Below are 26,943 nucleotides of genomic sequence, written 5' to 3' on the forward strand. Positions count from 1 at the left end.
GTTTTTGCACAAACGACTTAATCCCCTCCGTCCCCTTTTTCATCCACGCATGGCGTGGATCTACTGGTAGAGCCACGCCATGCGTGGCTGCTCAACCGAAGACGAACTTGCCCTTCATCATCGCGAAGTGGCCGGGGAACGAGCAGAAGAAGGTGTAGTCACCGCCCTTCTGCAGGCCCTGGGTAGAGAAGCGCACGCGCGCGGTTTCACCACCGCCGATCACCTTGGTGTGCGCCAGCACGCGCTTGTCGGCCTTCGGCAGGTAGCTGTCGGCCAGGGTCATGCGCATGCCAGCCATCGCCACCGGCTGGTAATCCGCGCTGCGGGTCAGCACCCAGTTGTGGCCCATCGCGGTAGCGGCCAGCTTGCCGGTGTGGCGCAGGGTCAGGTCCACGGCGGTGCAATCAGCGGCCACCTTGATCTCGCGGCTGCTGAAGCTCATCTGGTCGGTGCTGTCGATGCTCACCGCACACACCCGCGCCATCGCTGACGGCGCCAGCATCAGCGCGCCCAGTCCCACTGCCACCATCCAAGCCTTCATCGTTGCATCTCCTGCGGATTCAAGCGCCATTCTAGGCAGGCCCCTGCGGCCGCGTCTGCGACCGTCTGTCGCATGGCTGCTCCAGGGTTTCCCGCGTGTTCACTGCAATGGCATGCTCGACCAATGCGGATCGACCTGTTGCTGCTGGATGTGGATGGCGTGCTGGTGCACTACCAGCGCGCGCAGCGCGTGCTGCACCTTGCGCAGGCGCTGGACGTCGCGCCGGAAACCGTGCAGGCCGCGCTGTACGACAGCGGGCTGGAAGCGGCACATGACAATGGCACGCTGGATGGCCCGGCCTATCTGGCGCAGCTGAGCAAACAGCTGGGCCGCACCGTTGATGTGCACACCTGGACCGCGGCGCGGCGGGCCGCCAGCCATCCGCAGGCTGCCGTGTTGCAGCGGCTGCAGGCCCTGCAGTTGCCGATGGCAGTGCTGACCAACAACGGCGCGCTGATGCAACAGGCCTTGCCCACCCTGCTACCGGAACTGTTCCCTGCCCTGCAGGACCGCGTGTTCTGCAGCGCCGATTTCGGCCTGCGCAAACCGGCGCCGGAAGTCTTCCTGCGCACGCTTGATGTACTCGGCGTGGCGCCTGCGCGCACGCTGTTCGTCGATGACCTGTTCGCCAACGTGCGCGGCGCACGCGCCGCCGGCCTGCACGCGGAAACCGTGCGCGATGGCCGGGGATTGGGCAAAGTGTTGAAGCGTTACGCGGTGAGCTGATCGGGGTCAGAGCCCTCTCCGCAGGAGAGGGATCCGACCCCAGCGCCGCGGCGTCAGCGCGCGGCGATGAACGCAGCAATCGCTGCGCGCAGGCGCTTCAGGCCTTCGGCCACTTCTTCGTCAGTGATGTTCAGCGACGGCACGAAGCGCAGCACGTCCGGGCCGGCCTGCAGGGTCAGCAGGCCCTGCTCGGCGGCGTGGTCGAGGATCGCACCGGCCTGGCCGGCGAAGTCCTTGCTCAGCACCGCGCCCAGCATCAGGCCACGGCCACGCACGTCGCTGAACACACCGAACTCGTCGTTGATGCGGGCGAAGCCATCGCGCAGCGCCTTCGACTGGCGGCTGACGTTGGCGGCGATCTCCGCCGAGGCCAGCTTGCGCAGTGCCACGCGGGCCACCGCAGCAGCCAGCGGGTTGCCGCCGAAGGTAGTGCCGTGTGCGCCGAACTGCATGGTTTCGGCCACCTTCGGGCCGGCCAGCATCGCGCCGATCGGGAAGCCGCCGCCGAGCGCCTTGGCCAGGGTGACCATGTCCGGCACCACGTCGTCCTGCCAGTGCGCGAACAGCGTACCGGTACGGCCCATGCCGGCCTGGATCTCGTCCAGCACCAGCAGCGCATTGTGCTGGTCGCACAGCTCGCGCACGCGCTTGAGGAAACCGGACTTGGCCGGCATCACGCCGCCCTCGCCCTGGATCGGCTCCAGCATCACTGCAGCCACGTCGCCGGCGGCCATCGCGGTTTCCAGCTGCACCTCATCGTTGAAATCGATGTAGCGGAAGCCACCGGGCAGCGGCTCGTAGCCTTCCTGGTACTTCGGCTGGGCGGTGGCGGTCACCGCGCCCATGGTGCGGCCGTGGAAGCTGCCGCGGAAGGTGATGATCACCCGCTTGTCGGCCGGACGCCCCTGGCTGGAGGCCCACTTGCGGACCATCTTGATCGCCACTTCATTGGCTTCGGCGCCGGAATTGCACAGGAACACGCGCTCGGCGAAGCGGCTGGCCTTCACCAGCTCCTCGGCCAGGTGCAGCGGCGGCGCGCTGTAGAACACGTTGCTGGTGTGCCAGAGCTTGCCGGCCTGCTCGACCAGTGCGGCCATCAGGTCCGGGTCGTTGTGGCCCAGGCCGCACACCGCGATGCCAGCCGCCAGGTCGATGAACTCACGGCCCTGGCTGTCCCACACGCGGGCGCCCTGGCCTCGCTCCAGTACCACCTGGCGGGGCTTGTAGACCGGCAGGTAATAGTGCGAAAGGGAGATCAGCGGATCGGTAGCAGCGGTCATGGCAGTCGGCAGGGTTCAGGAATCCCCATTCTCGCGCCGGAACCCCTGCGGCACAATGCGCCCATGCGACCGTTTTCCGCCCCCCAGCTGAACCCCGCCACCGAGACCGGCTGGCGCCGTCGGTGGTTCGACATCATCTACCGCCACGACACCCGGCCTTCGCGCAATTTCGACCTGATCCTGGTGGTGGCGATCATCGCCAGCATCCTGGTGGTGATGATCGACAGCGTGCAGCACCTGCATGCCGAATGGTCCACCGGCCTGTACATCCTGGAATGGGGCTTCACGATCATCTTCACCGCCGAGTACCTGCTGCGGCTGGCGGTGGTCAAGCGCCCGCTGCGCTACGCGGTGAGCATCTGGGGCATCATCGACCTGCTGTCGATCCTGCCCGCCTACCTGTCGATGTTCATCCCCGGCGCGCAGAGCCTGCTGGTGGTGCGCGCGCTGCGCATCCTGCGCGTGTTCCGCATCCTCAAGCTGACCCGCTACATCGAGGAAAGCGGCATCCTGATGACGTCACTGTGGCGCAGCCGGCGCAAGGTGCTGGTGTTCCTGTTCACGGTGATCACCATCACCATCATCGCCGGTGCGCTGATGTACGTGATCGAGGGCCCCGAACACGGCTTCACCAACATCCCGGCCAGCATGTACTGGGCGGTGGTGACCATGGCCACGGTCGGTTTCGGCGACATCGTGCCGCAGACCGTGCTCGGCCGCTTCGTCACCTCGGTGCTGATCCTGATCGGCTACAGCATCATCGCCGTGCCCACCGGCATCTATACCGCCGAACTGGCCAGCACCATGCGTGAAGCCGAGCAGGCCGCGCGCCGCGATGCGCGCGGCTGCCCGGACTGTGGGCTGGAAGGCCATGAACCGGATGCACTGCACTGCCGCAAGTGCGGCGGCAAGCTGCCGGATGCGTTCAACCATTGAGGCACATGCCGGCCAGCGGCCGGCACTACCTCTCGGCGGTTACGCATGGATGCGTGTGCCGTTGCTCACCGCATGCGGTTGCTGGTGGTCACCAGATCATTGTATGCGGCGAGGATCGTTGACTGCGCTCCTTCCGGGTCGGTGGTGAGCCAACTACCCGACGCCTTCCGCTCTGCCGCCAGTGCTTCGGCGGTGATCGGCTTGTGCTGCTCCAGGCGCTCGACGCCACGTCCCGCAGTACGCACCAGCTTGTCCGCCGAACGCTGCACGTGGCCCCACATCGGGTCGTCCTTGCCGACGCCGCCGTTCTGGATTTCCGTCACCAGTGCCTGATAGTCAGCCAGCTGCACGCGCAGCGCCGCAACATCCGGTGCGTCGTCCTGGAACGCCGTGGCCAGTAGCTTGCCGTCGCCCAGCAGGCGAAGGTGATAGTAGGCCAGCGAGCGCCCTTCGCTCTCCTCGATCTGCTTCAGCTGCGCGGCACGGCGATCGTTCTCGTTCTTTTCCAGCGCCACATCCATCGCTTCGCTGGCCTTGAAGAAATCAGCATAGGCCTGCATCAGCGGGGCATGCTGGCTGCGCATCCCTTCACCGCCATCACGACGATAATCCTCGCGGGTGAAGTAACCATCGGCGCGCTCGACCAGGGTGTTCAATGCCTGGAAGGCCTGCTGATAGTCACGCGCGGGGCCATCCATCGGCAAGGCCGGGGTCTTCGCCAGCGCGTCGGTCAGTGGCTGGCCGCAGTACTCGACGCGGTGCGACAGCACCTTGCCGGGCGAACGCGGTTGCGCTTCATTGCCGGTCGGGCCGGCTTCAGGGTCCTTCATCCAGCTGGTGTAGGTCTGGAAACCCTCGTGAATGGGTTGTTCAACGCCGTTGTAGCACTCGATGTAGGCGTTCACCTTCTCCAGGCTGGGGTCGGCCAGCGACAACCCTGCCGGTTTGTTGCAGCCGCTCAGGCCAGCCACAGCGCCGATCAGCAGCAGCGGCGCGATACGCAGACAGGAAGTCATCATGGTCTCTCGCATGGGTGCTGGCGCGCCGGTCACTGGCGGTTGCTCTGGAAAACGAGCGTGTTGTATTCCTGCATGAGCTTGCTGGCAGAGCCACGCGGCGCCATCGACGGCGAATCAAGCATGCGTCGTTCGAAATCGGTGTAAGGCTTTTTCTCGCTGACGCGCTGCAGCCGCTCCTTGCCTTCGCGCCGGAAATTCTCGGCCCCACGCTCGAAGCCTTCCCAGTCCGACTTGCCCGGTTCCTGGTCGGCAACCTTGGCGTGCGCTTCATCGGAAATGCGGTTGAAGGCATCCAGGCGTTCGCGGGCCTTGGCCTGATCGAAATCATCCTCGCTCATCAGATCCATGATGGCCTTCGCTTCCAGCATCATCGCCAGACGGTAGTACTCGCGCGTGCGCCCCTCGGCCTGTTCCAGCGCCTTGAGCTGCTCGCGCTGGGCAGCGTCGTTCTGGCGCTCCAGCTCGGCATTGAACGTTTCGCTGGCAGCCACGAAATCCTTGAAGGCGGCCATCAAGGGCGCGTGCAGCTGCTTGCCCTTGGCGAACTGGTCGTCTTCGTAGTCCTGGCGATCGTAGTAGTCATGCGCGCCCTTGCTGACCGGCACCAGCGCCTTCAGCGCCTGCTGGTAGTGACCTGCAGCCGCATCGAGTTCGGCCAGCGCCGGCTTGGCAGCAATCGCCTCGGTCACCGGAGCGTCGCACTGCTTCATGTCGTAGTCGCTGATCTCGAACGGGCCGTACACGTGCGTCTCGCGTCCGGTCGGGCCAGCGTCGACATCCTTGATCCAGCGCGTGTAGGACTGGATGCTGCCGTGGGTTTTCGAATCCAGCGCGTTGAAGCAGCCGATGTAGGCGTTGAGCTTGGCGGTCAACTGCTGCTGTGTATCGGACGGGGCCGTGCTGGCGTCCGGCGTGCCGGAGGCAGCGGCGCCACCCGCAGCTACGGGTGCCTTGCCACCGCAGGCGGTCAGGATCAACGACAGCGAAGCGGCCAGCGCCGCGACGGAAAGAGTGCGTGACATGTGCTCACATCCTTGTTGAAAACGATTACAGCCACGCATTCTAGCGCAGCAGGCCGAGGGTCGCAGCCCTCGGCCTCTTCCAGCGACGCGCGGTCAATCCAGGAACAGATCCGGCAACAACGGCCGCGACGGATCCACCGCGTATCCGGAAAGATCGGTGATACCGGCCTGTGCCAGCACTTCATCGTCGATCAGGAACTGGCCGTGGAAGCCGGCCGCTTCACGCACCAGCACCGCATGTGCGGCATCGGCCATGATCTGCGGCGTGCGGCAGCCAGCCGCATCCACGCCCGGAATCATGTTGATCGCATCGGTGGCGATCACCGTGCGGGGCCACAGCGCATTCACCGCCACGTCCTGCGGACCGAATTCGGCGGCCAGACCCAGGGTGACGAAGCTCATGCCCATCTTCGCCAGCGTGTAGCCGGTGTGCGGTGCCCACCACTTCGGCTCCAGGCTCGGCGGCGGCGCCAGGGTGAGGATGTGCGGGTTCGGCGCCTGCAGCAGGTACGGCAGGCAGGCCTGCGCACACAGGAAGCTGCCACGCGAATTGACCTGCTGCATCAGGTCGAAGCGCTTCATCGGCGTATCCAGCGTGCCGCGCAACCAGATCGCGCTGGCGTTGTTGATCAGGATGTCGATGCCACCGAAGGTATCGACCGTGGCCGCCACCGCCGCCTGCACCTGTTCTTCCTCGCGGATGTCGCACTTCAGGGCCAGGCCCTGGCCGCCAGCCGCCGTTACCGCTTCGGCCGCGGTATGGATGGTGCCCGGCAGCTTCGGGTTCGGCACCGACGACTTGGCCGCAATGGCCACATTGGCGCCGTCGCGCGCAGCGCGCAGTGCGATGGCCAGGCCGATGCCGCGCGAGGCACCGGTGATGAAAAGCGTTTTGCCCTGCAGACTGCCCACGTTCCACACTCCAGCGTATGCAATGAGCCGCTAGTATGCCGCGCCGACGCGGAGTTCACCTGTCCTTGACGATACTCGGGCCTCCAGACAACGCACGAGGTCCACGCCATGCGCCGTTCCCGCCTGTTGCTGCCTGCCCTGGGGCTTGCCCTGCTGACTGCCTGCCAGGGCCGTTCGCCGGAACCCGGAAAGGAGCCGCCCGCCGGTGACGCGCCCAGCGCGGAGAAGGCCGCCGCCGACGGCAAGATGCGCTGGAGCGAGGCGGTGGTCTGGGATGGCGATCTCAACGCCTGCCGCCAGGGTGAGAATGCTGCGACCCGCGATTGCCTGCGTGATGCGATGCGCGCCGGTGGCGCCAGTACCGATGCCGTTACCGCCGCCGAGCAGTTGTCCAGCGGCGGTGAGCTGGCCTATGTGACCGCCTGGCACGAGAACGAAGGACTGGGCATTGCCACGGTCGAGTATCCGTTCCGCGCCAACACCAATGAAGGCACCCGCCTGGTCGATGCCGGTGGCAAGCGCATCGACGTGGATGCGGTGCAGCTGGACGACACCCTGCGTGCCGACCCCACTGTGCAGGAGCTGCTGAAGGCCAACCCGCAAGCCACGCCGTTCGCACCGGCACAATCGGCCGGCGCTTCGCCATTGGAGAACGGCGGCATCCGCCTGCTGTACCGCACGCCGCTGCGCGACTGCCACGCCTGCCCGGATGTGGGGCAGTTGCAGATCGCCTATGACTTCGATGCCAAGCGCAACTTCATCGGCCAGCAGGTGGTGCCGGCGACGCCGTAAAGCCACCGCCCCTATAGAGCCGAGCATGGCTCGGCTCTACATTTCTATTCCTGGTACAGCACTGCCACGCCATCACCACGGGCAAGCCGCTTCACCTGGTCCAACGTATCCACCGCCATGACGGAGTACGTGACCTCCACACCCGAGTGCAGGCGTCCCTCGGCAGTGTCCTCATCACTCGCCACTGATATCAGCTTGCGAATTCCGGCGAATCGATAGAGGGAAGGCCTACCGTCTTCACCCACCAGGCGACCGGTCAGATCCTCATACCCGGAAGCAAGCGCTTCTGCATTCTCAAGAGCGTGTTCATCGTTGTCGGCACTGATCAGATACACGTTCTCATGCACCCGGAACGCCCCCTGTCCTGGACTCTCGTAGTAGAAAATGGCGTGTGCGCAATACCACATGCATCACCTCAATGATTCTTTTGCGGGTTGTCCCTGGTTTGGATGTCGCGAGCCTTCTGCTGCCAGCGGAATCCACATTTATGCGGCACTTGGCAATGAGCCGTTTAGCCGTTAAGCAGCCCACGGATCACAAACCACATCCACGCATGGCCTGGATCTACCGGTACAACCGCACCTGCTTCTCCAGCAGATGCGGCACGATCAGCCGATGCACCGGCGCAACCGGCAGCATGTACACGCGCCCGAACGCGTTGTGCGTATGCACCACCGTCGCCACTTCCAGCACATCGCCCTGCCACTGCAGCGCCAGCTGCACACGCAGGTGGCGGTCGTCGTCTTCCAGCACGATGGCATCGTCGTCCAGCGACTGCAGGGTGAAGATGCCCAGCCGCTGGCCGGGTTGAGGATCCTCAACATCCTGCACAGCACGCAACGAGCCCAGGTGCTTCATGCCGAGCAGGCGCATGCCGCGATTGCGCAGTGCCATCAGCCCATCGAACCAGCCGGGAATGGTCGCCGCCATATCGCGATAGGCCTGCAGGGCCGAGCGCCCATCGCGACGGGTCGTCGCCTGGCAGGCGTGCACGAAGTCGGCACCGGGCAACTGCGCACGCAGCACGCTGCAGGCAGTTGGCGGCCTGCTCACGACGGACGCACTGCTCACGGCTTCGGCCCCTGCCCTTCGTTGTCTTCCCAATGCAGGATGCGGCGGGTCACGAAGCGATAGACCGGCTTGCCGGTAGCGAACCACAGCTCGCGCACCCACGACGTACGCTTGAGCACGCGCTTCTCCACCGGGGTGAGTGATTCGCGGCAGTACATGCGCTTGTGCTTGAGCAGGTGGCGCAGGTCCTCGCGGGCCAGCAGCCGCATCCAGCGCGAGCGCGGGTTGCCGATCACCGCCAGCTGGAAGTCGATCAGCGCCGGTCGTCCATCTTCAGTGACCAGCCAGTTGGCTTCCTTGGCCAGGTCGTTGTGGGCCACGCCATTGCGATGCAGCTGCTGCAGCAGGCGACGCGCGGCGCGGAACCAGGCCAGATCGCCGCGCGGCGGACGCTGGTACATGGCATCGCCGGCCATGAAGCTGCGGTCGAGGTGGCGGCCATCCCAGGCCAGCAGCTGCGGCACGTCGGCCATGCCATGGATATGGCGCAGCGCGCGTGCTTCGCGACGTGCAAGCCACCACGCGGGCAACCGCAGCCACAGCGGCGTGGCCCCCAGATCGCGGCGTACGAACGGGCCATCGGGCCCTTCAACCAGAAGGATCCGGCCGAAACTGTCGGCCTTCAAAGCACGGTGGGGAGCGTCTGGCGTATGCGGCATGACTCCATTCTAGGCGATGGCGCCGGTTGCAAACGGTCACCAAGCGGCTGGGAACCAGTCACCTTCACGCCCCTATAATCGGGCAATGGACTCTTCATGGATCGACGCCACGCTCGCGTGGATTGCCGCTCACCCCGTGCTGGCGGGCGCCGTTATCTTCCTCATCGCCTTCTGCGATGCGGTCATCATTCTTGGCGCCATCGTGCCGGCGCTGCCACTGCTGTTCGCGGTGGGCGTGTTCATTGGCCTGGGCCAGATCTCCGGGCCGTACGCGGTGGCGGCTGCGGCATTGGGTGCGTTTGCCGGCGATGGCATCAGTTACTGGATCGGCCGCCGCTGGGGCGACCGCCTGCGCGGCGTGTGGCCGTTCAGCCGTTACCCGCAGCTGCTCGACCGCGGCGAAAACCTGTTCCGCCGCAATGCCTTCAAGAGCATCCTGGTGGCACGCTACGTCGGCGCGATCCGCCCGTTCGTGCCGGCCATCGCCGGCATGATGAAGATGCCCGCCAGCCGCTACGTGCAGGCCAGCGGCATCGCCAGCATTTCCTGGGCGGTGCTGTTCCTGGCCCCGGGCTGGATTCTTGGCGAGGCGTATGACGCCGTGGCCGCCGTGGCCGGACGACTGGTGGTGGTGGTCGGCCTGCTGGCGGTGATCCTCGGCCTGGTCTGGGCCATCGTTCTGTACGGCTATCGCTGGTCGGCCGCGCGCATGGACAACTGGCTGGCGCGGCTGCTGGATTGGTCCAACCGTCACCCGACGCTGGGCCGCTACACCGTTGGCGTGCTGGACCCGAAGCGGCGTGAGTCCGTGCCGCTGGCAATGCTGGCGTTGATGTTGCTGGTACTGGGCTGGGGCTGGTTCGCGTTGCTGACCGTGGTGGTCGCACACGGCGAGCCGCTGGCGATCGACCTGCTGGTGCACCAGGCCATGCTGGCGCTGCGCAACCCGCTGGCCGACTACCCGATGGCCGCACTGGCATCGCTGGGCGCCTGGCAGGTCCTGCTGCCGGCCACCGCCGCGGCGATGGGCTATCTGATCTGGCGCCGACGCTGGATGGCCGCTGCTCACTGGCTGGCGGCACTGGCCTTCGGCCTGGCGCTGACCATGCTGCTGGGCGCCACCGTGGATGTGGTGCGCCCGATCGACGCCAGCAGCGGCTTCGGCTTCCCGTCGGTGTCGGTGACCATGGCCACCATCACCTTCGGCTTCTTCGCGGTGCTGATCGCACGCGAGATGCCCGGCCGCACCCGCGTCTGGCCGTACCTGGTCTCGGGCATCGTGGTCAGCCTGATCGGCTTCTCGCGCCTGTACCTGGGCGCGCATTGGCTGAGCGACGTGATCGGCGGCATGCTGTTCGGCACGTTCTGGCTGCTGGTGCTGGGCATCGCCTATCGCCGCCGCTTCAACCGCTCGTTCTGGGTGAAGCCGGTGGCCTGGCTGTTCTACGGCGTCTTCGCCGTGGCGGCGATGTGGTACGCGCCGCGCCACATTCCGGTGAAGCTGGAGCGGTTCGAGCCGACCCTGCCGGCACCGCAGGCGATGGACATGCAGACGTGGTGGCAGCACGACTGGGCCGCGCTGCCAGCGCGCCGCAACGAGTTCGACGACGACCAGCGCTGGCCGCTGGACGTGCAGGTAGCGGGCCCGCTGGCGCCGCTGCAGGCGCAGCTGGAAGCCCGAGGCTGGAAGCGGCAGGAGCAGGCCGGCTGGCAGCAGGCGCTGCTGATGCTGGACAAGAACACCGGTGCCGACGAGCTGCCGGTGTTGCCGGCGACGCTGGATACCCGCGTGGAAGCACTGCTGATGGTGCGCCAGGGTGCGAAGCCGGATGAGCGCTATGTGCTGCGCTTGTGGCCGGCACCCGCGCAGCTGCAGCCGGGCAACACGCCGCTGTGGCTGGGCAGTGCACAGACCCTGCGTTACGAGCGCCACTTCGAATGGATCGGCATGTGGCACCCGCTGCGTGGTGTCGACCCGGCGTTGAACGCGGTGAAGGACGCCGTGCAGGACCTGCCGCAGCGGGAGGATGTGCACAGCGAAACCGGGCTGCCGGTGCTGCGGTTGAAGACCACGCCGTGATGGCGCCGGTGCTTCTCTGGTAGTCGCCAACCTTGGTTGGCGCTTCGGGAAAAGGCCGCCAACCAAGGTTGGCATCTACCGGTTCCGGTGCGCTCTGGCTGTCGCCAACCCTGGTTGGCGTTTTCCGGTTCCGCTGCGCCCTGGTAGTCGCCAACCTTGGTTGGCGTTTTCCGGTTACGGCATCCAGCCCAGCAACTGCTGCAATCGCTGGTGCGGGTCATCCATCTGCAGCAGCTGCAGGCGCTGCTGCTCGCTCAGTGGCAGCAGTTCGGCCAGCCGCCAGCCGACCCAGCTGGCCTGGTCCAGCAACGCCGGGTTGGTCGGCGCATAGGCCTCGCCGGCCTGTTCGATGATGTGCCCCAGCACCGTGGCCAGCAGCGCATGCTGCGGCCGTAGCTCATCGTCCGGGTCTTCATCGCACCAACGCACGTCGGCCACCACCAGGCCGTTGTCGCGTACGCGGGTGCGCTCGACATGGAAGCGGCGGGTGCCACGCAGGCGCAACTGCAGCACGCCGTCGGCGCCGACATCGAAGTCTTCGATGCGTACCTGCACGCCATAGGCGGCCGGCGTTGCTGGTGCGCCGACTTCCTCGCCATCGAGGATCAGACAGACACCAAACCCCTCACCACTGCGGCCGCTGTCGCGGACCAGGTCCAGATAGCGGCGCTCGAACACGCGCAGGCCCACCGCCGCACCCGGCACCAGCGTGGTGTGCAGCGGAAACAGCGGCAGCGAACCGTCGACGCTCATCGGGCCTGCAGCGCGGCCAGGAAACGGCGCGGTGCACCGTCGAAGCCACCGTTGGACATGAACACCACGTGGTCGCCGTTGCGCGCGCTGGACTGCAGCTGCGCCAGCAATGCGTCGGTATCGGGCACCGCGTGGGCTTCGCCACGTACCGCAGCGATCACCGCAGCGGCATCCCAGGCCAGTTCCGGACGATGCAGGAACACCACTTCATCGGCCAGCGCCAGCGACGGTGCCAGCGCCTGCGCATGTGCGCCCAGCCGCATCGAATTGCTGCGCGGCTCCATCGCGACCACGATGCGCGCATCACCCACCTTGGCACGCAGGCCTTCCAGTGTGGTGGCGATCGCGGTCGGGTGATGGGCGAAATCGTCGTAGATGGTGATGCCGTCATGCTGGCCGATCACTTCCATGCGGCGCTTGACGCTGCGGAAGCGTGACAACGCAGGAATCACGTCGGCCGGTGCCACGCCCACCGCATGCGCGGCAGCCAACGCAGCCAGGCCGTTGAGCACGTTGTGGCGGCCCAGCAACGACCACTGCACATCGCCCAGCGCCTGCCCACGATGGTGCACGCGGAAGGCACTGCCATCGGCAGCCAGCAGTTCGGCATGCCATTCCAGCGACGGATCGAATCCGAAGCGCTCGACCGGGGTCCAGCAGCCCATCGCCAGCACTTCGGCCAGGTGCTGATCCTCACCGTTGACGATCAGGCGGCCACGCGCCGGCACCGTGCGCACCAGATGGTGGAACTGGCGCTGGATCGCGGCCACGTCGGGGAAGATATCGGCGTGGTCGTATTCAAGGTTGTTGAGGATGGCCACCAGCGGCCGGTAGTGCACGAACTTGCTGCGCTTGTCGAAGAAGGCGGTGTCGTACTCGTCGGCCTCGACCACGAACTCGCGGCCCTGGCCCAGGCGGGCGGAGACGCCGAAATCCTCGGCGACGCCGCCGATCAGGAAACCGGGCGAACGACCGGCGCTTTCCAGCAGCCAGGTGAGGATGGTGGTGGTGGTGGTCTTGCCGTGGGTACCGGCCACGGCCAGGGTGTCGCGGCCCGGCAGCACCTGTTCGGACAGCCACTGGGCGCCGGAGATGTAGCGCTGGCCGGCGTCGAGCACGGCCTCCACGGCCGGGTTGCCGCGCGAGAGCGCGTTGCCGATCACCACCTCATTGGTGCCGGCCGGCACGCTGTCGGCGCGGTAACCCTGGTCCAGGGTGATGCCCAGCTGTTCGAGCTGGGTCGACATCGGCGGATAGATGGCCTGGTCGCTGCCGCTGACCGTATGGCCCAGTTCCCGCGCAAGGGCGGCCACGCCGCCCATGAAGGTGCCGGCGATTGCAAGGATATGTACGCTGCTCATGACCGAGGATTGTGACCGATGACGGCTGTATAGGGCCAATGTCCGATCCGGGGTAAGACAAGTCCTACACAGGATGTGAGAAAACTCCAATCATCTGTCAGGGAAATCCCGATAGCGATGTTCTGTGAACCCGGACACAATTCGAACTGCCAGCCGCAGTACCCGAACCGGTCCTACTCCCCAAGAGGCCATCCCCAAGGGAGCTCATGCTGCGGGGCCCTGAGCAAGCCCTCTGCTGGCGCCTATCAAACGACACAGGCCTGGTCCTCGCGGACCAGGCCTGTGCTTTTTGCGCCCGAAGGACCGGCAGTGCACCGGCCCTGCAGGATCAACCCTTGATCGCCGCCAGGATGCGGGCTTCGATCTCGTCCAGCTCACCGACGCCGTCGACGCGGGCCAGGGTGCCACGGCCGGCGTAGAAGTCGACCACCGGGGCGGTCTGGTCGTTGTAGACCTGCAGGCGCTGGCGCACCGCTTCCGGCGTGTCATCGGCGCGGCCCTGTTCCTTGGCACGACCGGCGATGCGCTCGACCAGCAGCTCGGTGGCCACGTCCAGCTGCACCACGGCATCCAGCGGCTGGCCGATCTTGGCCAGCAGGCCGTCCATCGCATTGGCCTGGGCCACATTGCGCGGGTAGCCATCGAGGATGAAGCCCTTGGCGACATCGGCCTGGGTCAGGCGCGACTCCAGCATGCCCAGCAGGATGTCGTCCGACACCAGGTTGCCGGCATCCATCACCGTCTTGGCCTGCTTGCCCAGCTCCGTGCCCGCGGCGATTTCCGCGCGCAGCATGTCACCGGTCGAAATGTGGGCGATCCCCAGCTTTTCCTTCAGGCGCGTCGCCTGTGTCCCCTTGCCCGAACCGGGCGGTCCCAACAGAACCAATCGCATTGACCTGACTCCAACGTGTTGAAAACAAAGAAGGTTCGCGTCCCGGACGGACCGGTATCGCTGCACCGCAATAGCGCCACTTTACCGCATCCGGGTAATGTCCCTGCAATGTCCCCTCCCCCGAGCAGGTAGAAGCATGCGCAACGGTACTCTCCTTTATGCCCAGTCCGGCGGTGTCACCGCAGTCATCAATGCCACTGCAGCGGCGGTGATCGAGCAGGCCCGGGCCAAGGGCATCAAGGTCCTGGCCGCCCGCAACGGCATCCTCGGCGCCCTGCGCGAGGAGCTGATCGACACCAGCAAAGAGAGTGCTGCGGCCATCCGCGCCCTCGCCCACACCCCGGGCGGCGCCTTCGGTTCGTGCCGGGTCAAGCTGAAATCGCTGGACGCCGACCGTGCCCGCTACGACCGCCTGCTGGAAGTGCTGCGCGCGCACGACGTGCGCTGGTTCCTCTACAACGGCGGCAACGACTCGGCCGACACCGCGCTGAAGGTCTCGCAGCTGGCCAAGGCCTCCGGCTACGACCTGACCTGCATCGGCGTGCCCAAGACCATCGACAACGATCTGGCGGTGACCGATACCTGTCCGGGCTTCGGCTCGGCGGCCAAATACACCGCCGTGTCGGTGCGCGAGGCGGCGCTGGACGTGGCGGCAATGGCCGAGACCTCCACCCGTGTCTTCATCTACGAGGCCATGGGCCGCCACGCCGGCTGGCTGGCTGCGGCCGCCGGCCTGGCCGGCAATGGCGATGACGAGGCCCCGCACATCATCCTGCTGCCCGAACGCGCCTATGACGAAGCGGCGTTCCTGGCCAAGGTCAAGGCGGTGGTCGAGCGCGTCGGCTACTGCGTGGTGGTGGCGTCGGAAGGCATCGCCACCGCCGATGGCCGCTTCGTCGCCGACGCCGGTGGCGGCAAGGACTCGTTCGGTCACTCGCAGCTGGGCGGCGTGGCCGCGCACCTGGCCGGCCGGGTCAAGGACCAGCTGGGCCTGAAGGTGCACTGGGCGCTGCCCGATTACCTGCAGCGCTCGGCCCGCCACCTGGCCAGCAAGACCGACTGGGAGCAGGCGCAGGCGGTCGGCAAGGCCGCCGTGCAGCTGGCGCTGAAGGGCCAGAACGGTGTGATGCCGGTGATCGTGCGCAGCAGCGATGCACCCTATCGCTGGAAGATCGAAGCGGCGCCGCTGTCGAAGATCGCCAATCATGAAAAGAAGATGCCCGCCGGCTTCATCCGCCGCGACGGCTTCGGCATCACCGCCAAGGCGCGGGCCTACCTGTCGCCGCTGATCAAGGGCGAAGCCCCGCTGCCGTACGGCACCGACGGCCTGCCGAAGTACGTGACGCTGAAGAACGTGGCCGTGAAGCAGAAGCTGCCGGCCTTCGAGGGCTGAGCCGAAAAAGGGGACGGAGGGGATTAAGTCGTATACGCCCCTTTGTGTTGAGCCCTGTGCGGAGCGCAGGGCACATTGCGGCGGCCGTCGAAGCACCCCACAATCGGGCTCCGGCCCGGGGCAAAGGGGCCGCCGCAAGCCAGATTCGACGCTGCCCGGCCTTCAAGGCCCGGGCCTGTGCTGCCATTTCACAAGGACTGTAACCATGAAGCACCCGATCCTGATCGCCGCGCTGCTGTGCGGTGCCGCCGCGCCGGCCTTCGCTGCGACCTGCGAAAGCAACTTCCAGAAGAAGGGCAATCCCTTCGTCGGCACGACCTTCACCTCATCGGTCACCCATCCAGACCTGACCGTGGCCAGTGCCATCGGCCAGATGCGGGTGATCGCCAAGAACGCCAACATGGACGTCCTCAGCGAGGACGTGGAAGGCGGCTCGATGCTGATCGAAGAGCCGGAATCCATGGCCCACAAGCCGATTCCGATGATCATCAGTGCCACCTCCGAAGGCGGCCAGGGCACCGTCGGCATGGTGGTGAAGGTCAACAAGGGCGCCATTGCCTCGGCCGATGGCGTGCGCGAAGAAATGTGCAAGCTGCTCAACCAGATCAAGCCGGGCAAGGCTGGCGAACAGGCAGCCAAGGCCACTCCGCAGGCGTCGGTGGTAACGATTGCCGCCGACCGCTTCGGCTTCCAGCTGCGCAACCAGAACAAGGACAACCCGGCCGCGGTCGAGCCGCGCTACAAGGGCAAGACCTACGCCATCACCGGTCGCATCACCTCCGTGCTGCGCAGTGGCGGCACCTACAACACCAGCTTCGACCTGCCCAGCGATGGCAGCATCGACTTTGAGCGCGTGGCCATTTCCTGCTCGTTTGCAGCCAACCAGGCCGCGTATGCGCTGGCCCTGCGCCCGCGCGAGAAGGTGACGCTGACCGGCGTGGTCGACAGCTACGACCAGATTGGTCGTGTGTTGTGGTTGAAGGACTGCCGCGGCAACTGATCGCTGCCAGCATGGGAAAAGGCCCGGGTGCGCAGGCGCCCGGGCCTTTTCGTTTCCACAGCGGTTCACACCTGGCGCACGTGCATCGCAGGATGATGGATACCCCGTCCGGAGGTCATCATGGCACTGCGTGTTGTTCGACTGGGTACGCCGCGCCACCCCGGCGAAGGGCTGCGCATCGGTACCGTGCGGCGGCCGCCACGCGGCGTGCCGCGCAGTGAGTTCGCGGAACAGGACTGGTACGACGTCTGGTTCCCGACCCTGTCACCCAGCGCGGAACTGGTAAAGCGCGCGCACGAAGCGAAGACCGCCGCCGACTGGAATGCGTTCTTCCGCCACTACAAGGCCGAGATGAAGGCGCCCGATGCCGCCCACGCGCTGGACCTTCTGGCTGCGATGTCGCAGCACAGCGACATCAGCGTGGGGTGCTACTGCGAGGATGAAGCGCACTGCCACCGCAGGGCATTGCGCGAGCTGCTGGTGGCACGTGGGGCAATGCTGGCGGAGTGATGATGGCAGGGTTGCCGGCCAGCGGCCGGCACTACCAGGTTGCCCGCCGGGCATGGCCCGGCACTACCGATGTGCAGCGAAGTAGATCCACGCCATGCGTGGATGCGCAGCGCCGGGCACGTCAGTAGATCCACGCCATGCGTTGATGCGCGCTGCTGGACGGCCTCAATTGCAGGCCTTGCCTTCCATCTGCAGCTGCGCGGCGAACATCGTCACCTGCGGAATCTGGCCGGCGGCGGCCTGCTTCTTGGCCTCTTCCAGATAGATGCGCGACTGGCCCTGCCCGTCCAGCTCAACCTTGTTGCTCGACGGCAGGCGCCACACCCGCACTACCGCCTGTTGCGCCGGGCACGCGGCATTGGGTACGCGGATCACATCATTGAGCTTCCAGCCCTTGTCGGCGCTTGGCTGCGCCTTGGCATAGTCGACGAAACGCGCGCGCGGCTGGCACTGCTCGCTGGTCCGCACCGGTGCGAAGCGATACGGCTCGGCCGCCTGACCGGTGAAGGCACCTTCCAGGCGCGCGCAGGCCTCGGGAATCTGCCGCAGGGTGTGCACCGCGCCCACGGCTTGGGGTGCACCCACGGCACGCTGCAGCTCCGGGGTTTCCGCGGCGAGTGCCGGTACGGCCGGGACCAGGGCGGCAAGCATCAACAGGGACAGGCGCATGGGGAATCTCCTACGGGACTGAGCGCAGGCTTGCAGAGGCTGGCTTAACGGGGTGCAAAGGCCTGCGGCTTTCGAATCATGCCCATGGACTGGCGGCATGCGGCGGGGCTCGTAAAAACCAGTCGAGCACGGCTCGACTCTACAGTGCGCGGCACGCATACTGCGGGCACCAGGGAATGCTGAACACCGCCATACGTCGGACGACCACCAAGGTCGGTACGGGTTGGTTCCAGGCTGCAGCCCGTCGTCCCCCTCGTGGTGCCGTTCATCGCCACTGGATGCCTACATCCATTCTGCGGAGGGGTCTAATGCTGGAACGTCACGGGCTGTCATTGGCGCTGGGCTGCGCCATTCTCGCGATCCTGTTCGGAATCGTCTCGGCGCGCTGGATCCTGCGCCAACCCACCGGCAATGAACGCATGGTCGCGATCGCCACCGCGATCCAGGAAGGTGCGCGTGCCTACCTCAACCGCCAGTACCTGACCATCGGCGTCGCCGGCGTGGTGCTGTTCGTGCTGGTCGGCATCTTCCTCAGCTGGTACACCGCGATCGGCTTCGCCATCGGTGCGGTGCTGTCCGGCGCGGCCGGCTACATCGGCATGAACGTGTCGGTACGCGCCAACGTACGCACTGCCGAAGCTGCACGCCACGGCATCAGCGCGGCGATGGACGTCGCCTTCCGCGGCGGTGCGATCACCGGCATGCTGGTGGTCGGCCTCGGCCTGCTGGGCGTGGCCGGCTACTACGCGCTGCTGCTGCGCATGGGCCTGCAGATGGACCAGGCGCTGCATGCACTGGTCGGGCTGGCGTTCGGCTCCTCGCTGATCTCGATCTTCGCGCGCCTGGGCGGCGGCATCTTCACCAAGGGCGCCGACGTCGGTGCCGACCTGGTCGGCAAGGTCGAGGCCGGGATTCCCGAGGATGACCCGCGCAACCCGGCGGTGATCGCCGACAACGTCGGTGACAACGTGGGCGACTGCGCCGGCATGGCTGCTGACCTGTTCGAGACCTATGCAGTGACCGTGATCGCCACCATGCTGCTGGGCAGCCTGATGCTGGCCGAGGCCGGCGCCAATGCAGTGCTGTATCCGCTCGTGCTGGGCGGCGTATCGATCATCGCTTCGATCATCGGCGCACTGTTTGTCAAGGTGAAGCCAGGCGGTTCGATCATGGGCGCGCTGTACAAGGGCGTGATCGTCTCCGGCGTGCTGGCCGCGATTGCGTTCTACCCGATCACCACCGGGTTGATGAGTGACAACGTGCATGGGCCGATGGCGCTGTACGGCTGCGCGTTGATCGGGCTGGTGCTGACCGGCCTGATCGTGTGGATCACCGAGTACTACACCGGCACCCAGTACAAGCCGGTGCAGCACGTGGCGCAGGCCTCGACCACCGGACATGGCACCAACATCATCGCCGGCCTTGGCATTTCGATGAAGTCCACCGCGCTGCCGGTGGTGGCGGTGTGTGCGGCCATCTGGGGCGCGTTTGCGCTCGGCGGCCTGTACGGCATCGCCATTGCCGCCACCGCGATGCTGTCGATGGCCGGCATGATCGTCGCCCTCGATGCCTATGGACCGATCACCGACAACGCCGGTGGCATCGCCGAGATGGCCGAGCTGCCCTCGGAGATCCGCGACATCACCGACCCGCTGGATGCGGTGGGCAACACCACCAAGGCGGTGACCAAGGGTTACGCGATCGGATCAGCGGCGCTGGCCGCACTGGTGCTGTTCGCCGACTACACCCACAACCTGCAGGCAGCACATCCGGGGCAGGAATTCCGCTTCGACCTCAGCGACCACACGGTGATCATTGGCCTGCTGATCGGTGGCCTGATTCCGTATCTGTTCGGTGCGATGGCGATGGAAGCGGTCGGCCGCGCCGCCGGTGCGGTGGTGGAAGAGGTTCGCCGCCAGTTCCGCGAGATCCCCGGCATCATGCAGGGCACCGGCAAGCCGCAGTACGACAGAGCGGTGGACATGCTGACCCGCTCGGCGATCCGCGAAATGATCGTGCCGTCATTGCTGCCGGTGGCGGTGCCGGTGGTGGTCGGCCTGCTGCTGGGGCCGCGGGCACTGGGCGGGCTGCTGATCGGCACCATCGTGACCGGCCTGTTCGTGGCCATCTCGATGACCACTGGTGGCGGTGCCTGGGACAACGCCAAGAAGTACATCGAGGATGGCCACTTCGGCGGCAAGGGCAGCGAGGCACACAAGGCGGCAGTGACCGGCGATACCGTCGGTGACCCGTACAAGGACACCGCCGGTCCGGCGATCAATCCGCTGATCAAGATCATCAACATCGTGGCGCTGCTGCTGGTGCCGCTGCTGTAGATCCACACCATGCGCAAACCCGTAGAGTCGAGCTTGCTCGACTGCTTCTGGCCCACACCGCAAGAGCAGTCGAGCAAGCTCGACGCTACGAGGTCAACGCCCGCGCAGGAAGAACGACACCGGCACCATCACTTCCACCGGGTCGCCGGCCACTTCGGCCGGCGGCGGCGGTACCGGGCTGGCCCGCTGCACGGTGTCCAGCGTCTCCTGGTCGAGCAGCGCGAAGCCACTGCTGCGGCCCAGTTTCAAGCCCGAGACCGCGCCATCGCGGGCAACCGCAAAGCGCACGTAGACCACACCCTGCTGGCTCAGCCGCTCGGCCTGGCGCGGATAGCGGCGGTGTTTCTGCAGGTGCCCGAGCAGGCGTCCTTCCCAGGTCGCCTCGGCACGACTGCGCTCACCCGCCGTGGTCTGCGGTGCGGTGTAGCGTGTGGCCGCATCAGCCGCCACCTGCGGCGGTGCGCTGGTCTGCGCGACGTTGGCGTCAGCGGTGTCCGGCGACGGCGTCGGCTCCGGTGTACGCGGCGGTGGCAGCTCACCCTGCGGCTGCACCGGCGCCTTGGGTTGCTCGCGCAGGGCCGGCGTCGGTGCCTGCCGCTGTTGTTGCTGCTGCAGCGGCCCGGTCGCGACATCGCGCGGCGGCACCGGCGGTGCCTGTGCCATCGGCGCCAGTTCCAGCATCAGCGCCGCAGGCGGAACCGCAGCCGTCAGCGCCGGCGCACGGGCCGCCCACCAGCAGGCCGCGCCGATCAACAGCGCATGCACCAGCAGCACGATCGCCAGGCTGGTCGCCCAGCGCCGCAGTCCACTCATCGTGCGCCCTGCTCCAGGCCGACCAGTGCCACCTTCAGGTAGCCGGCCGCTCGCAGCGCATCCAGCGTGGCCATCAGTTCGCCATAGGGCACACGGGTATCGGCACGCAGGAAGATGCGCTGCGTGGCGTCACTGTGAGTGGCCGCCTGCAATGCAGCCGCCAGGCTGTCGCGCGCCACGGCCTGTTCACCAACGCGCAGCGACAGATCGGCCTGGACGGTCACGTACACCGGTGCCTGTTCCGGCGGCGTGGCGCTGGCGCTGCTGGCCGGCAGCTGCACCGGCACCGACACGGTGGCCAGCGGTGCGGCCACCATGAAGATGATCAGCAGCACCAGCATCACGTCGATGAAGGGCGTGACATTGATCTCATGCGCTTCTTCCGGCGCATCGTCACGGTCGGACGCGGTCCTGATCGCCATCGTCGCGCCTCAGTGCACCGCACGCAGCGGCGCCGCTGCGGTACGCCGAACGGCACGATCGAGATCGCGTGAGACCAGTTGCTGCACGGCCGCCGACAGATCACCGAGCAGACCCCGCAGGCCGGCCAGTACACGGCTGAAGTGGTTGTAGACCAGCACGGCGGGAATCGCTGCGACCAGACCCAGCGCGGTCGCCAGCAGAGCCTCGGCGATGCCGGGCGCAACCACCGCCAGGTTGGTGGTGTTGCTGTGTGCGATGCCGATGAAGCTGTTCATGATGCCCCACACCGTGCCGAACAGGCCGACGAACGGCGCCACCGCGCCGATGCTGGCGAGCACGCCGATGCCGCGCCGCTGCACGCGCGCGGTTTCCAGTTCAATGCGGTCCAGGCGCGAGGCCACGCGCTCCTTGATGCCGTCGCGGCTATCCAGTTCCTGCGACAGGCGCAGTTCGGTGCGCGCTGCGTCCAGCATGGCGAGTGCGGTGCCCTGCTGCACACTGGCGTCGGCGCTCTCGCCGGGCAGGCTCGGCGCCTGCAGCAGCAGCGCGCGCGCTGCACGCAGCTGCCGGCCCTGCCGGGCCAGTTCCCAGCCCTTGGCCAGCAGCACGGTCCAGGTGGCCAGCGACGCCAGCGCGAGCGCGATCATCACTGTCTTCACCACCACGTCGGCGGCCAGATACATGCCCCAGGGCGTCAGTGCAGGGGCAGCCACGGGGGCCAGGTCAGCAGGCAGCATCGTCTCGTTTTCCATCAGCATCAGGGGTCGCTGCACGGCGGCGGGCCGCGCGCGGATCATTGGCGTCGTCCACTTCCACGACCGGGTTGGGCTCCAGCCGCGGTGCGGGCCGACTGAGCACGTAGCCGGCGCTGACCGCGAAGAACAGGCCCACGCCCAGCAGCAGCCGCCAGGACGGATGTGCGCCCCAACAGAACAGCGCGAAGCCCACCGCCATGCCGGCGCTGGCAAACGCCTTGCCCTTGCGCGACACCGCGCCCTGCTCGCGCCACAGCCGCAGTGACGGGCCGTAGCGCGGGTGCGCCAGCAGGCGTTGCTCGAACTTCGGCGAACTGCGCGCGAAGCAGCCCACGGCCAGGATCAGGAAGATGGTGGTCGGCATCACCGGCAGCAGCGCGCCGATCACCCCGAGCCCGACCATCACCCAGCCCAGCGCGAACCAGAGCCAGCGCATCAGCGTTGCGCCGATAGGCGGGAGGCGTGCATCAGGCGAATTCCACTTCAACGTGGCCGTGCACGCTGCGGAACGCTGCATCGGCCGCATCGATCACCTGCTGCTCCTGCTCGGCGCTCAGCGGCACCGCATCCAGCGCAGCGGTGAATTCACGCCAGTGGCGCGCCGCGCCATCCGGGTGTGCGGCAAGGTGGCGGGCGCCGAAATCACGATCCAGGCCGAGCTTGGCAGCCATCTTGTACAGAATGGTGCCGCCGAGATTGGAGCCTTCGGCCACATACAGCCACCCCAATGCGGCGGGTAGCTCCAGATCGGACGGCAACGCCGCGATGTCGGCCGCCGGCAGGGTCTGCTCCAGATCCTGCAGGTCGCGCGCGACCTGTGTGAGGCGGCGGCGCTCACCAAGATCGGGCAGCAGTGCATCCAGCGCAGGGTTGGCATACAGCGCATCGATGCTGCGATGAAAGCGGTACTGCACGCGCAGGAAACGGGCGAAGTTGCTGCGGTCGGCGAAGATGTCGCCGGCCATGATGCGCTTGTCCAGCGCGCCATGGCTGTCGCGGGTGGCGGCCTTGAGCCGCAGGCTGCGGCTGTCTTCAGGGGCGATGTGTGCGTTCATGGGGATGCCAAGGGGGTCGTCCTGCTGTAGACGTTCGCCACGGGGCTTTCCCCAAGGCCATGTGCACCGATAATGGCGCATCCCTTCTTCCCGCAGGAACCGACGATGATCACCACCGAACCGCGCATGACCAACCTGTTCCTGCAGCTGGGCCTGGACGCCAGCGCCGAGGGCATCGCCCGCTTCATCCGCGAGCACCAGCTGGCCACCGATGTGGAAGTGGTCGAGGCACCGTACTGGAACGATGCCCAGCGCCAGTTCCTGTCCGAGTCGCTGCAGGCCGATGCGGCGTGGAGCACCGTGGTGGATGAGTTGAACGAGTCGCTGCACGAAGATGCGGTGAAGGCGGCGACCGGGCTGTAACCGGCTGGAGGAAGGCGCCGGGCATAGCCCGGCGCTACCCGCAGATCCACACCATGTGCGGATGAATTCCCTTGCCGGGAGAATTCTGAACCTGAGTCGCAATTGGCCCTCGATGAAGCGCGCCATTTCCATCACGATGAGCGCAGTAGCAAGGCTGATCCACTCATGGCGAAAGCAGCGAACATCAACTATATCCATTACCTCTACTACCCGCTGTTGTCCATGTCGGACGATGAACTGGCGGCGTTTGAGATAAACGATGCGCAGGACAGAGCTTGGCTGTTCGGTGAGATGGGCAAAGTCCTGGAGACATTCGGTCCTGCTGCCCGTGCCCATGTCTGCAACACTCTAGGCTTTTTTGCAGGGATGAATGGCGCCGAAGATCACTGGCGAAACCTGATCCCACACGAACTTCCGCTTGGCGAAGTCGAGAACAGGGCTGGCTACGTGAGCGAACTATTTCTCAGCCTTTTCCATCGCCTCCCCGTTGAAGAAGACTGGGCGGATGTCGAGCTCTTACTGGACCTTCCAGCCGACGGACTGAGAACCAATATATAGAGCGGTAGTTACGGGCAAGCGGACTCTTCCGCATTTCAAAGGCGGTGCGGACCAAGGTCCGCACCCACCGAAGGCGCACTGCACAGCCGATCAGTACTTCCAGGTCAACGCCAGGCGCGCGGTACGGCCCGGGGCCGGCATCACGCCCAGGGCAAGCGGGTCCAGGTAGTAGCGGTCGGTCAGGTTGTCCACGCCGGCTTCCACCGACAGCTGGTCGTTGAAGCTCCAGCTGGCGAACAGGTCGACCAGGGTGGTCGGCCGGTACAGCTGCTGGATCGCCGACAGACCCACGTTCCAATCCTTGTCCAGCTTGCTGATCGGACCGGCGTTGTGGACCACGCGGGTACCGAAGGTCAGGCGCTCGTCGAACAGGCGCGAGCCCAGGGTCAGGTTGACCATGTAGCGCGGCGGGTTCTGGGTATTGGTGTACGAGCCCTCGAAGCCGCCGTCCACGCAGTTCGGCGTGTTGGCCAGTTCATCGTTCCTGCGCTGTGCACCATAGGCACGGCGCTCGGCGGCGATGTCCGGTGCGCAGGTCTTGGCCTTGAAGTAATAGTGCGCGGACAGATCAGCAAATACCTTGCCGCTGTCATAGCTGGACTGGAACTCCATGCCCGAGACCTTGAACTGGTCGACGTTGCGGATCAGGCCGGCCGAGAGCGTGCGGTAGTCACGGGTGATCAGGTCGTCGATGCGGGTATCGAAATACGCCAGCTTCAGCGCCAGGCGGTCGCCGGCAGTGAACAGGTCGTAGCGGATGGTACTGGCGCCGATTTCCCAGCTGCGCGCGCGCTCCGGCTTCAGCTCGCCCACCGGTTTGGCGGCAGTGAACAGGCCCAGCGTGGTCTCGAACAGGCTCGGCAGCTTGGTGCCTTCGGCGTACTTCACGTAGACCATGGTGTCTTCGCTGAAGCGGTAGGCCACGCTGGCGGTCGGCGAGAACGCGGTGTCACGACGGCGGATCGGCTGCGACCAGCTCCAGCTGACCGGCACTTCCAGGTCCTGCGCCTTGCCGGCGTCGTAGAAGTTCCAGCCACCGATGTCACCCACCGTGCCCTTCTTGTACGGTGAAGCCAGCAGCGATTCCTGGGTGAAATTGCCGTTGGCGTCCGGATACCAGTTCAGCAGCGCGATGCGCTTGGCCCGCCACGACGGCAGCGCCGGGTTGCCATTGAGCAGCTCGGTGTAGCGGTACTGGCCCTGCACCTCATAGGCGTCGGGCGTGGCCAGGCGGTTGCGGTCGTGCACATCCACGCGGTTCCAGCGGCCGCCGGCCAGCAGTTCCCAATGCTCATCGGGCTGCCACTTCAGCGAGGCCACGGCACTGTATTCCTTGCGCTCGGCGTTGCGCAGGAAGCGGTTGTTGATCAGGTCATCGTGCATGACCGGCCCCGAACTGCCCGGTGCAATGTCCTCATCGCTGTAGGACAGGCCGTAGTCGAGGGTGAATGCACCGGCGTGGGTATCGAACTTCGAGGTGTTGCTGGCATCCAGGCCGAAGCGCTTCTGCCGCAGCGGATTGCGGTAGGCATCCTTGTAACCGGGGTCGCCACTGAAGCTGGGCGCGTCGTACCACTCGGTGCGCCGATCGAAGTACCAGGGGGTGATGCCGGTCAGGCTGTTGTACATCACGCTGTCGGTGTCGGTGTACGTGGCGTTGACGCGCAGGTCGACCAGCTCGCTGTCCGGGTTGAAGCGATAGCGCAGGGTGTAGCTGTCCATGTCGACGTGGCCCGGGTCCCATTGCGGAATGCGGTCACGATCCACACGGATGATCTGCGAGGCCATGATCTCGCCGGCGGTGCCCTCGTAGCGGCGGTAGCCCGCTTCCAGGGTCTGTGCATCGTCGATGCGCCAGGTGCCCTTGAGCAGCGCCGACTTCGAGCGGGCCGAGGTATTGAACACCTCGGTACGCGGCGGATTCAGCGGTGCCAGCGTGCGCCGGGTCTGCGGGAAGTCATCGTAGCCATGCTTGCCGGAGAAGTAGTTGCCGTTGTCGCGGTAGGCGTAGGCGGCAACCAGATCGAAGCGATCCCAGTGTCCCGCAGCGGCCACGTTGAAGAACTGGCTGCCGGTGGCGCTGCGGTCGGTACGCGGCGCGGCGCTGTAGGACGGCAGGTTGTTGGCGCTGTTGTTGGCCAGGCCGCCACGCACGCGCACGCCGAAGTCCCGGCCTTCGCGCAGCACGTCACCGATCTTCAGCGTCTCCATCTCGACCACGCCGCCGATGCCACCGGAGGCGTTGGCCTGCAGGCTCGGGCCCTTGGTGATGGTCAGGCTGGAGATCAGGTCCGGGTCGAGGTAGGTGCGCTGCGACTGGCCGGCATAACCACGGTAGGTATCCATGCTGGACTGGCCACCGTCGATGATCACCGGCACGCGGCCCTGGCCCTGGATGCCACGGATGTTGACGTCGAAGCCGTTGCCCACGCGCGGATCACCGGCGGTGACGCCAGCCACGCCCTTGACGATGTCGCCGTTGGACGTACCGCGGAATCGCTCCAGGTGCGTGCGGTTGAGCGTGGTGGTGGAGCCGACGCTGCGATAGCCGTCGAGCAGGCGCGCCTCGTCGCTGGTTGCGCCGCTGTCGATACGGTCGCCGGCCACGCTCAGCGTATCGGTGACGATCACACCGCTGTCGGCCTGCGCCGACGCTGCCGCTTCCAGGGTCACCGCATCGGCACTGACCCGGCGCACCGCCAGGCCACTGCCCTGCAGCAGGTGCTGCAACGCCTCGCTGGCCGACAGGCTGCCGCTGACCGCACGCGAGGTCACCCCCCGGGCCAGGGTGGCCGGGTACACGACCTGCACGCCGGACTGGCGCATGTAGCTGCGCAGCGCCTCGTCCAGTGGCTGCGCGGGGATATCGAAGCGCTGCACGGCAGCGTGGTCACCGCTGGCATCCTGCGCGAGTACGGAGGGCGCGGCGCTGGCCAGGCCGGCCGCCAGCAGGGCGATGCACAGGCGGGACGGGCGCGGCATGCGGCCCGGACGATGGAGATCGAACATGGGGGAACCTGTCAG

The 26,943-nt window shown here is 66.4% G+C and carries 28 protein-coding genes; 10 read left to right on the plus strand and 18 right to left on the minus strand.

What is annotated here, in order from left to right:
* Window positions 1-91: 91 nt before the first annotated feature.
* On the minus strand, window positions 92-541 hold the full coding sequence (azu, locus tag N7573_RS14040) for an azurin (RefSeq protein ID WP_049460658.1): 450 nt from the start codon (window positions 539-541) through the stop codon (window positions 92-94).
* A gap of 123 nt (window positions 542-664) precedes the next feature.
* Here azu and N7573_RS14045 point away from each other — a divergent pair, with 123 nt between their 5' ends.
* On the plus strand, window positions 665-1,267 hold the full coding sequence (locus tag N7573_RS14045; RefSeq protein WP_279912590.1) for an HAD-IA family hydrolase: 603 nt from the start codon (window positions 665-667) through the stop codon (window positions 1,265-1,267).
* A 53-nt stretch (window positions 1,268-1,320) separates the two neighbouring features.
* On the opposite strand, the gene N7573_RS14050 is transcribed toward N7573_RS14045, so the two are convergent.
* A complete protein-coding gene (locus tag N7573_RS14050) occupies window positions 1,321-2,547 on the minus strand; it encodes an acetylornithine transaminase (protein ID WP_279912591.1) in 1,227 nt (408 codons plus the stop codon).
* A gap of 63 nt (window positions 2,548-2,610) precedes the next feature.
* Here N7573_RS14050 and N7573_RS14055 point away from each other — a divergent pair, with 63 nt between their 5' ends.
* Window positions 2,611-3,483: an ion transporter gene (locus N7573_RS14055; protein ID WP_279912592.1), complete on the plus strand. Its 873-nt coding sequence runs from the start codon at window positions 2,611-2,613 to the stop codon at window positions 3,481-3,483.
* Between the two features lie 65 nt (window positions 3,484-3,548).
* On the opposite strand, the gene N7573_RS14060 is transcribed toward N7573_RS14055, so the two are convergent.
* The 3 genes from N7573_RS14060 to N7573_RS14070 form a co-directional block, all read right to left on the minus strand.
* Window positions 3,549-4,499, minus strand: a complete 951-nt coding sequence (locus N7573_RS14060; protein WP_279912593.1) for a YiiG family protein — start codon at window positions 4,497-4,499, stop codon at window positions 3,549-3,551.
* Between the two features lie 32 nt (window positions 4,500-4,531).
* Window positions 4,532-5,524: a YiiG family protein gene (locus N7573_RS14065; RefSeq protein ID WP_180848019.1), complete on the minus strand. Its 993-nt coding sequence runs from the start codon at window positions 5,522-5,524 to the stop codon at window positions 4,532-4,534.
* 93 nt (window positions 5,525-5,617) lie between these two features.
* Window positions 5,618-6,436 carry an NAD(P)-dependent oxidoreductase gene (locus N7573_RS14070; RefSeq protein WP_279912594.1) on the minus strand — a complete coding sequence of 273 codons (819 nt, stop codon included), beginning with the start codon at window positions 6,434-6,436 and terminating at the stop codon, window positions 5,618-5,620.
* Between the two features lie 108 nt (window positions 6,437-6,544).
* Here N7573_RS14070 and N7573_RS14075 point away from each other — a divergent pair, with 108 nt between their 5' ends.
* Window positions 6,545-7,228, plus strand: coding sequence for a hypothetical protein (locus N7573_RS14075; RefSeq protein WP_279912595.1), 684 nt, complete (start codon window positions 6,545-6,547; stop codon window positions 7,226-7,228).
* Window positions 7,229-7,272: 44 nt separating this feature from the next.
* On the opposite strand, the gene N7573_RS14080 is transcribed toward N7573_RS14075, so the two are convergent.
* The 3 genes from N7573_RS14080 to N7573_RS14090 all read right to left on the minus strand — a co-directional run bounded on the left by N7573_RS14080 (window position 7,273) and on the right by N7573_RS14090 (window position 8,958).
* The gene (locus N7573_RS14080) at window positions 7,273-7,635 is read right to left on the minus strand and encodes a DUF4288 domain-containing protein (protein WP_071228176.1); all 363 of its coding nucleotides are present in this window, start codon (window positions 7,633-7,635) and stop codon (window positions 7,273-7,275) included.
* A 157-nt stretch (window positions 7,636-7,792) separates the two neighbouring features.
* Window positions 7,793-8,299, minus strand: coding sequence for a DUF2867 domain-containing protein (locus tag N7573_RS14085; RefSeq protein WP_279912596.1), 507 nt, complete (start codon window positions 8,297-8,299; stop codon window positions 7,793-7,795).
* Window positions 8,296-8,958, minus strand: coding sequence for a serine/threonine-protein kinase (locus N7573_RS14090; protein WP_049403914.1), 663 nt, complete (start codon window positions 8,956-8,958; stop codon window positions 8,296-8,298). Before N7573_RS14090 ends, N7573_RS14085 begins: the two co-directional genes overlap by 4 nt.
* Before the next feature lie 85 nt (window positions 8,959-9,043).
* Between N7573_RS14090 and N7573_RS14095 the strand changes: the two genes are divergently transcribed.
* On the plus strand, window positions 9,044-11,038 hold the full coding sequence (locus N7573_RS14095) for a bifunctional DedA family/phosphatase PAP2 family protein (protein ID WP_279912597.1): 1,995 nt from the start codon (window positions 9,044-9,046) through the stop codon (window positions 11,036-11,038).
* Window positions 11,039-11,212: 174 nt separating this feature from the next.
* On the opposite strand, the gene N7573_RS14100 is transcribed toward N7573_RS14095, so the two are convergent.
* The 3 genes from N7573_RS14100 to N7573_RS14110 form a co-directional block, all read right to left on the minus strand.
* Entirely contained in the window at window positions 11,213-11,791 is a 579-nt protein-coding gene (locus tag N7573_RS14100) for an LON peptidase substrate-binding domain-containing protein (protein ID WP_279912598.1), read from the minus strand.
* Entirely contained in the window at window positions 11,788-13,152 is a 1,365-nt protein-coding gene (gene mpl / locus N7573_RS14105; RefSeq protein WP_279912599.1) for a UDP-N-acetylmuramate:L-alanyl-gamma-D-glutamyl-meso-diaminopimelate ligase, read from the minus strand. The genes N7573_RS14100 and mpl overlap by 4 nt, the downstream gene beginning before the upstream one ends.
* A 328-nt stretch (window positions 13,153-13,480) precedes the next feature.
* Window positions 13,481-14,044, minus strand: coding sequence for an adenylate kinase (locus tag N7573_RS14110; protein ID WP_032128385.1), 564 nt, complete (start codon window positions 14,042-14,044; stop codon window positions 13,481-13,483).
* Window positions 14,045-14,180: 136 nt separating this feature from the next.
* On the opposite strand from N7573_RS14110, the gene N7573_RS14115 reads away from it, so the two are divergent.
* From N7573_RS14115 to N7573_RS14125, 3 genes are all read left to right on the plus strand, one after another.
* Window positions 14,181-15,437 (plus strand): 6-phosphofructokinase, encoded by a 1,257-nt coding sequence (locus N7573_RS14115; RefSeq protein WP_049421714.1) that lies wholly within the window; start codon window positions 14,181-14,183, stop codon window positions 15,435-15,437.
* Between the two features lie 205 nt (window positions 15,438-15,642).
* The gene (locus N7573_RS14120; protein ID WP_049400701.1) at window positions 15,643-16,437 is read left to right on the plus strand and encodes a hypothetical protein; all 795 of its coding nucleotides are present in this window, start codon (window positions 15,643-15,645) and stop codon (window positions 16,435-16,437) included.
* A 120-nt stretch (window positions 16,438-16,557) separates the two neighbouring features.
* Window positions 16,558-16,947, plus strand: a complete 390-nt coding sequence (locus tag N7573_RS14125) for a DUF488 family protein (protein ID WP_107431529.1) — start codon at window positions 16,558-16,560, stop codon at window positions 16,945-16,947.
* Between the two features lie 165 nt (window positions 16,948-17,112).
* Here N7573_RS14125 and N7573_RS14130 read toward each other — a convergent pair whose 3' ends face one another.
* Complete coding sequence (locus N7573_RS14130) at window positions 17,113-17,616, minus strand: hypothetical protein (protein ID WP_032128388.1); 504 nt, start codon at window positions 17,614-17,616, stop codon at window positions 17,113-17,115.
* Between the two features lie 308 nt (window positions 17,617-17,924).
* On the opposite strand from N7573_RS14130, the gene N7573_RS14135 reads away from it, so the two are divergent.
* Window positions 17,925-19,952: a sodium-translocating pyrophosphatase gene (locus tag N7573_RS14135; RefSeq protein ID WP_279943198.1), complete on the plus strand. Its 2,028-nt coding sequence runs from the start codon at window positions 17,925-17,927 to the stop codon at window positions 19,950-19,952.
* Between the two features lie 93 nt (window positions 19,953-20,045).
* On the opposite strand, the gene N7573_RS14140 is transcribed toward N7573_RS14135, so the two are convergent.
* The 5 genes from N7573_RS14140 to N7573_RS14160 are packed head-to-tail and all read right to left on the minus strand — an operon-like array spanning window position 20,046 to window position 22,998.
* Window positions 20,046-20,765 carry an energy transducer TonB gene (locus N7573_RS14140; protein WP_279943199.1) on the minus strand — a complete coding sequence of 240 codons (720 nt, stop codon included), beginning with the start codon at window positions 20,763-20,765 and terminating at the stop codon, window positions 20,046-20,048.
* Window positions 20,762-21,187 (minus strand): TonB system transport protein ExbD, encoded by a 426-nt coding sequence (gene exbD / locus N7573_RS14145; RefSeq protein ID WP_279913015.1) that lies wholly within the window; start codon window positions 21,185-21,187, stop codon window positions 20,762-20,764. Before exbD ends, N7573_RS14140 begins: the two co-directional genes overlap by 4 nt.
* Before the next feature lie 9 nt (window positions 21,188-21,196).
* Window positions 21,197-21,925: a tonB-system energizer ExbB gene (exbB, locus tag N7573_RS14150; RefSeq protein WP_279913016.1), complete on the minus strand. Its 729-nt coding sequence runs from the start codon at window positions 21,923-21,925 to the stop codon at window positions 21,197-21,199.
* Window positions 21,912-22,379 (minus strand): YbaN family protein, encoded by a 468-nt coding sequence (locus N7573_RS14155; RefSeq protein ID WP_279947936.1) that lies wholly within the window; start codon window positions 22,377-22,379, stop codon window positions 21,912-21,914. Before N7573_RS14155 ends, exbB begins: the two co-directional genes overlap by 14 nt.
* 31 nt (window positions 22,380-22,410) lie before the next feature.
* Entirely contained in the window at window positions 22,411-22,998 is a 588-nt protein-coding gene (locus tag N7573_RS14160; RefSeq protein WP_279913019.1) for a biliverdin-producing heme oxygenase, read from the minus strand.
* Between the two features lie 105 nt (window positions 22,999-23,103).
* Here N7573_RS14160 and N7573_RS14165 point away from each other — a divergent pair, with 105 nt between their 5' ends.
* Window positions 23,104-23,361 (plus strand): DUF2789 domain-containing protein, encoded by a 258-nt coding sequence (locus N7573_RS14165; RefSeq protein ID WP_010483993.1) that lies wholly within the window; start codon window positions 23,104-23,106, stop codon window positions 23,359-23,361.
* A gap of 102 nt (window positions 23,362-23,463) precedes the next feature.
* On the plus strand, window positions 23,464-23,919 hold the full coding sequence (locus N7573_RS14170) for a hypothetical protein (protein WP_279913020.1): 456 nt from the start codon (window positions 23,464-23,466) through the stop codon (window positions 23,917-23,919).
* Window positions 23,920-24,009: 90 nt separating this feature from the next.
* Here the strand turns inward: N7573_RS14170 and N7573_RS14175 are convergent, their stop codons facing one another.
* Entirely contained in the window at window positions 24,010-26,928 is a 2,919-nt protein-coding gene (locus N7573_RS14175) for a TonB-dependent receptor (protein WP_279913021.1), read from the minus strand.
* Window positions 26,929-26,943 lie beyond the last annotated feature (15 nt).

Origin of the sequence: Stenotrophomonas sp. GD04054 (assembly GCF_029836955.1) — a bacterium.
GTDB classification, from domain to species: domain Bacteria; phylum Pseudomonadota; class Gammaproteobacteria; order Xanthomonadales; family Xanthomonadaceae; genus Stenotrophomonas; species Stenotrophomonas maltophilia_A.

Coding starts and splice junctions, on each gene's coding strand:
- N7573_RS14045 (WP_279912590.1), top strand. CDS start 665: ATGCGGATCGACCTGTTGCTGCTGGATGTGGATGGCGTGCTGGTGCAC.
- N7573_RS14155 (WP_279947936.1), bottom strand. CDS start 22,379: ATGCGCTGGCTCTGGTTCGCGCTGGGCTGGGTGATGGTCGGGCTCGGG.
- exbD (WP_279913015.1), bottom strand. CDS start 21,187: ATGGCGATCAGGACCGCGTCCGACCGTGACGATGCGCCGGAAGAAGCG.
- N7573_RS14175 (WP_279913021.1), bottom strand. CDS start 26,928: ATGTTCGATCTCCATCGTCCGGGCCGCATGCCGCGCCCGTCCCGCCTG.
- N7573_RS14140 (WP_279943199.1), bottom strand. CDS start 20,765: ATGAGTGGACTGCGGCGCTGGGCGACCAGCCTGGCGATCGTGCTGCTG.
- N7573_RS14090 (WP_049403914.1), bottom strand. CDS start 8,958: ATGCCGCATACGCCAGACGCTCCCCACCGTGCTTTGAAGGCCGACAGT.
- N7573_RS14060 (WP_279912593.1), bottom strand. CDS start 4,499: ATGACTTCCTGTCTGCGTATCGCGCCGCTGCTGCTGATCGGCGCTGTG.
- N7573_RS14095 (WP_279912597.1), top strand. CDS start 9,044: ATGGACTCTTCATGGATCGACGCCACGCTCGCGTGGATTGCCGCTCAC.
- N7573_RS14110 (WP_032128385.1), bottom strand. CDS start 14,044: ATGCGATTGGTTCTGTTGGGACCGCCCGGTTCGGGCAAGGGGACACAG.
- N7573_RS14050 (WP_279912591.1), bottom strand. CDS start 2,547: ATGACCGCTGCTACCGATCCGCTGATCTCCCTTTCGCACTATTACCTG.
- N7573_RS14065 (WP_180848019.1), bottom strand. CDS start 5,524: ATGTCACGCACTCTTTCCGTCGCGGCGCTGGCCGCTTCGCTGTCGTTG.
- N7573_RS14165 (WP_010483993.1), top strand. CDS start 23,104: ATGATCACCACCGAACCGCGCATGACCAACCTGTTCCTGCAGCTGGGC.
- N7573_RS14100 (WP_279912598.1), bottom strand. CDS start 11,791: ATGAGCGTCGACGGTTCGCTGCCGCTGTTTCCGCTGCACACCACGCTG.
- N7573_RS14120 (WP_049400701.1), top strand. CDS start 15,643: ATGAAGCACCCGATCCTGATCGCCGCGCTGCTGTGCGGTGCCGCCGCG.
- N7573_RS14115 (WP_049421714.1), top strand. CDS start 14,181: ATGCGCAACGGTACTCTCCTTTATGCCCAGTCCGGCGGTGTCACCGCA.
- mpl (WP_279912599.1), bottom strand. CDS start 13,152: ATGAGCAGCGTACATATCCTTGCAATCGCCGGCACCTTCATGGGCGGC.
- N7573_RS14080 (WP_071228176.1), bottom strand. CDS start 7,635: ATGTGGTATTGCGCACACGCCATTTTCTACTACGAGAGTCCAGGACAG.
- N7573_RS14075 (WP_279912595.1), top strand. CDS start 6,545: ATGCGCCGTTCCCGCCTGTTGCTGCCTGCCCTGGGGCTTGCCCTGCTG.
- N7573_RS14055 (WP_279912592.1), top strand. CDS start 2,611: ATGCGACCGTTTTCCGCCCCCCAGCTGAACCCCGCCACCGAGACCGGC.
- azu (WP_049460658.1), bottom strand. CDS start 541: ATGAAGGCTTGGATGGTGGCAGTGGGACTGGGCGCGCTGATGCTGGCG.
- exbB (WP_279913016.1), bottom strand. CDS start 21,925: ATGCTGCCTGCTGACCTGGCCCCCGTGGCTGCCCCTGCACTGACGCCC.
- N7573_RS14130 (WP_032128388.1), bottom strand. CDS start 17,616: ATGCGCCTGTCCCTGTTGATGCTTGCCGCCCTGGTCCCGGCCGTACCG.
- N7573_RS14125 (WP_107431529.1), top strand. CDS start 16,558: ATGGCACTGCGTGTTGTTCGACTGGGTACGCCGCGCCACCCCGGCGAA.
- N7573_RS14135 (WP_279943198.1), top strand. CDS start 17,925: ATGCTGGAACGTCACGGGCTGTCATTGGCGCTGGGCTGCGCCATTCTC.
- N7573_RS14160 (WP_279913019.1), bottom strand. CDS start 22,998: ATGAACGCACACATCGCCCCTGAAGACAGCCGCAGCCTGCGGCTCAAG.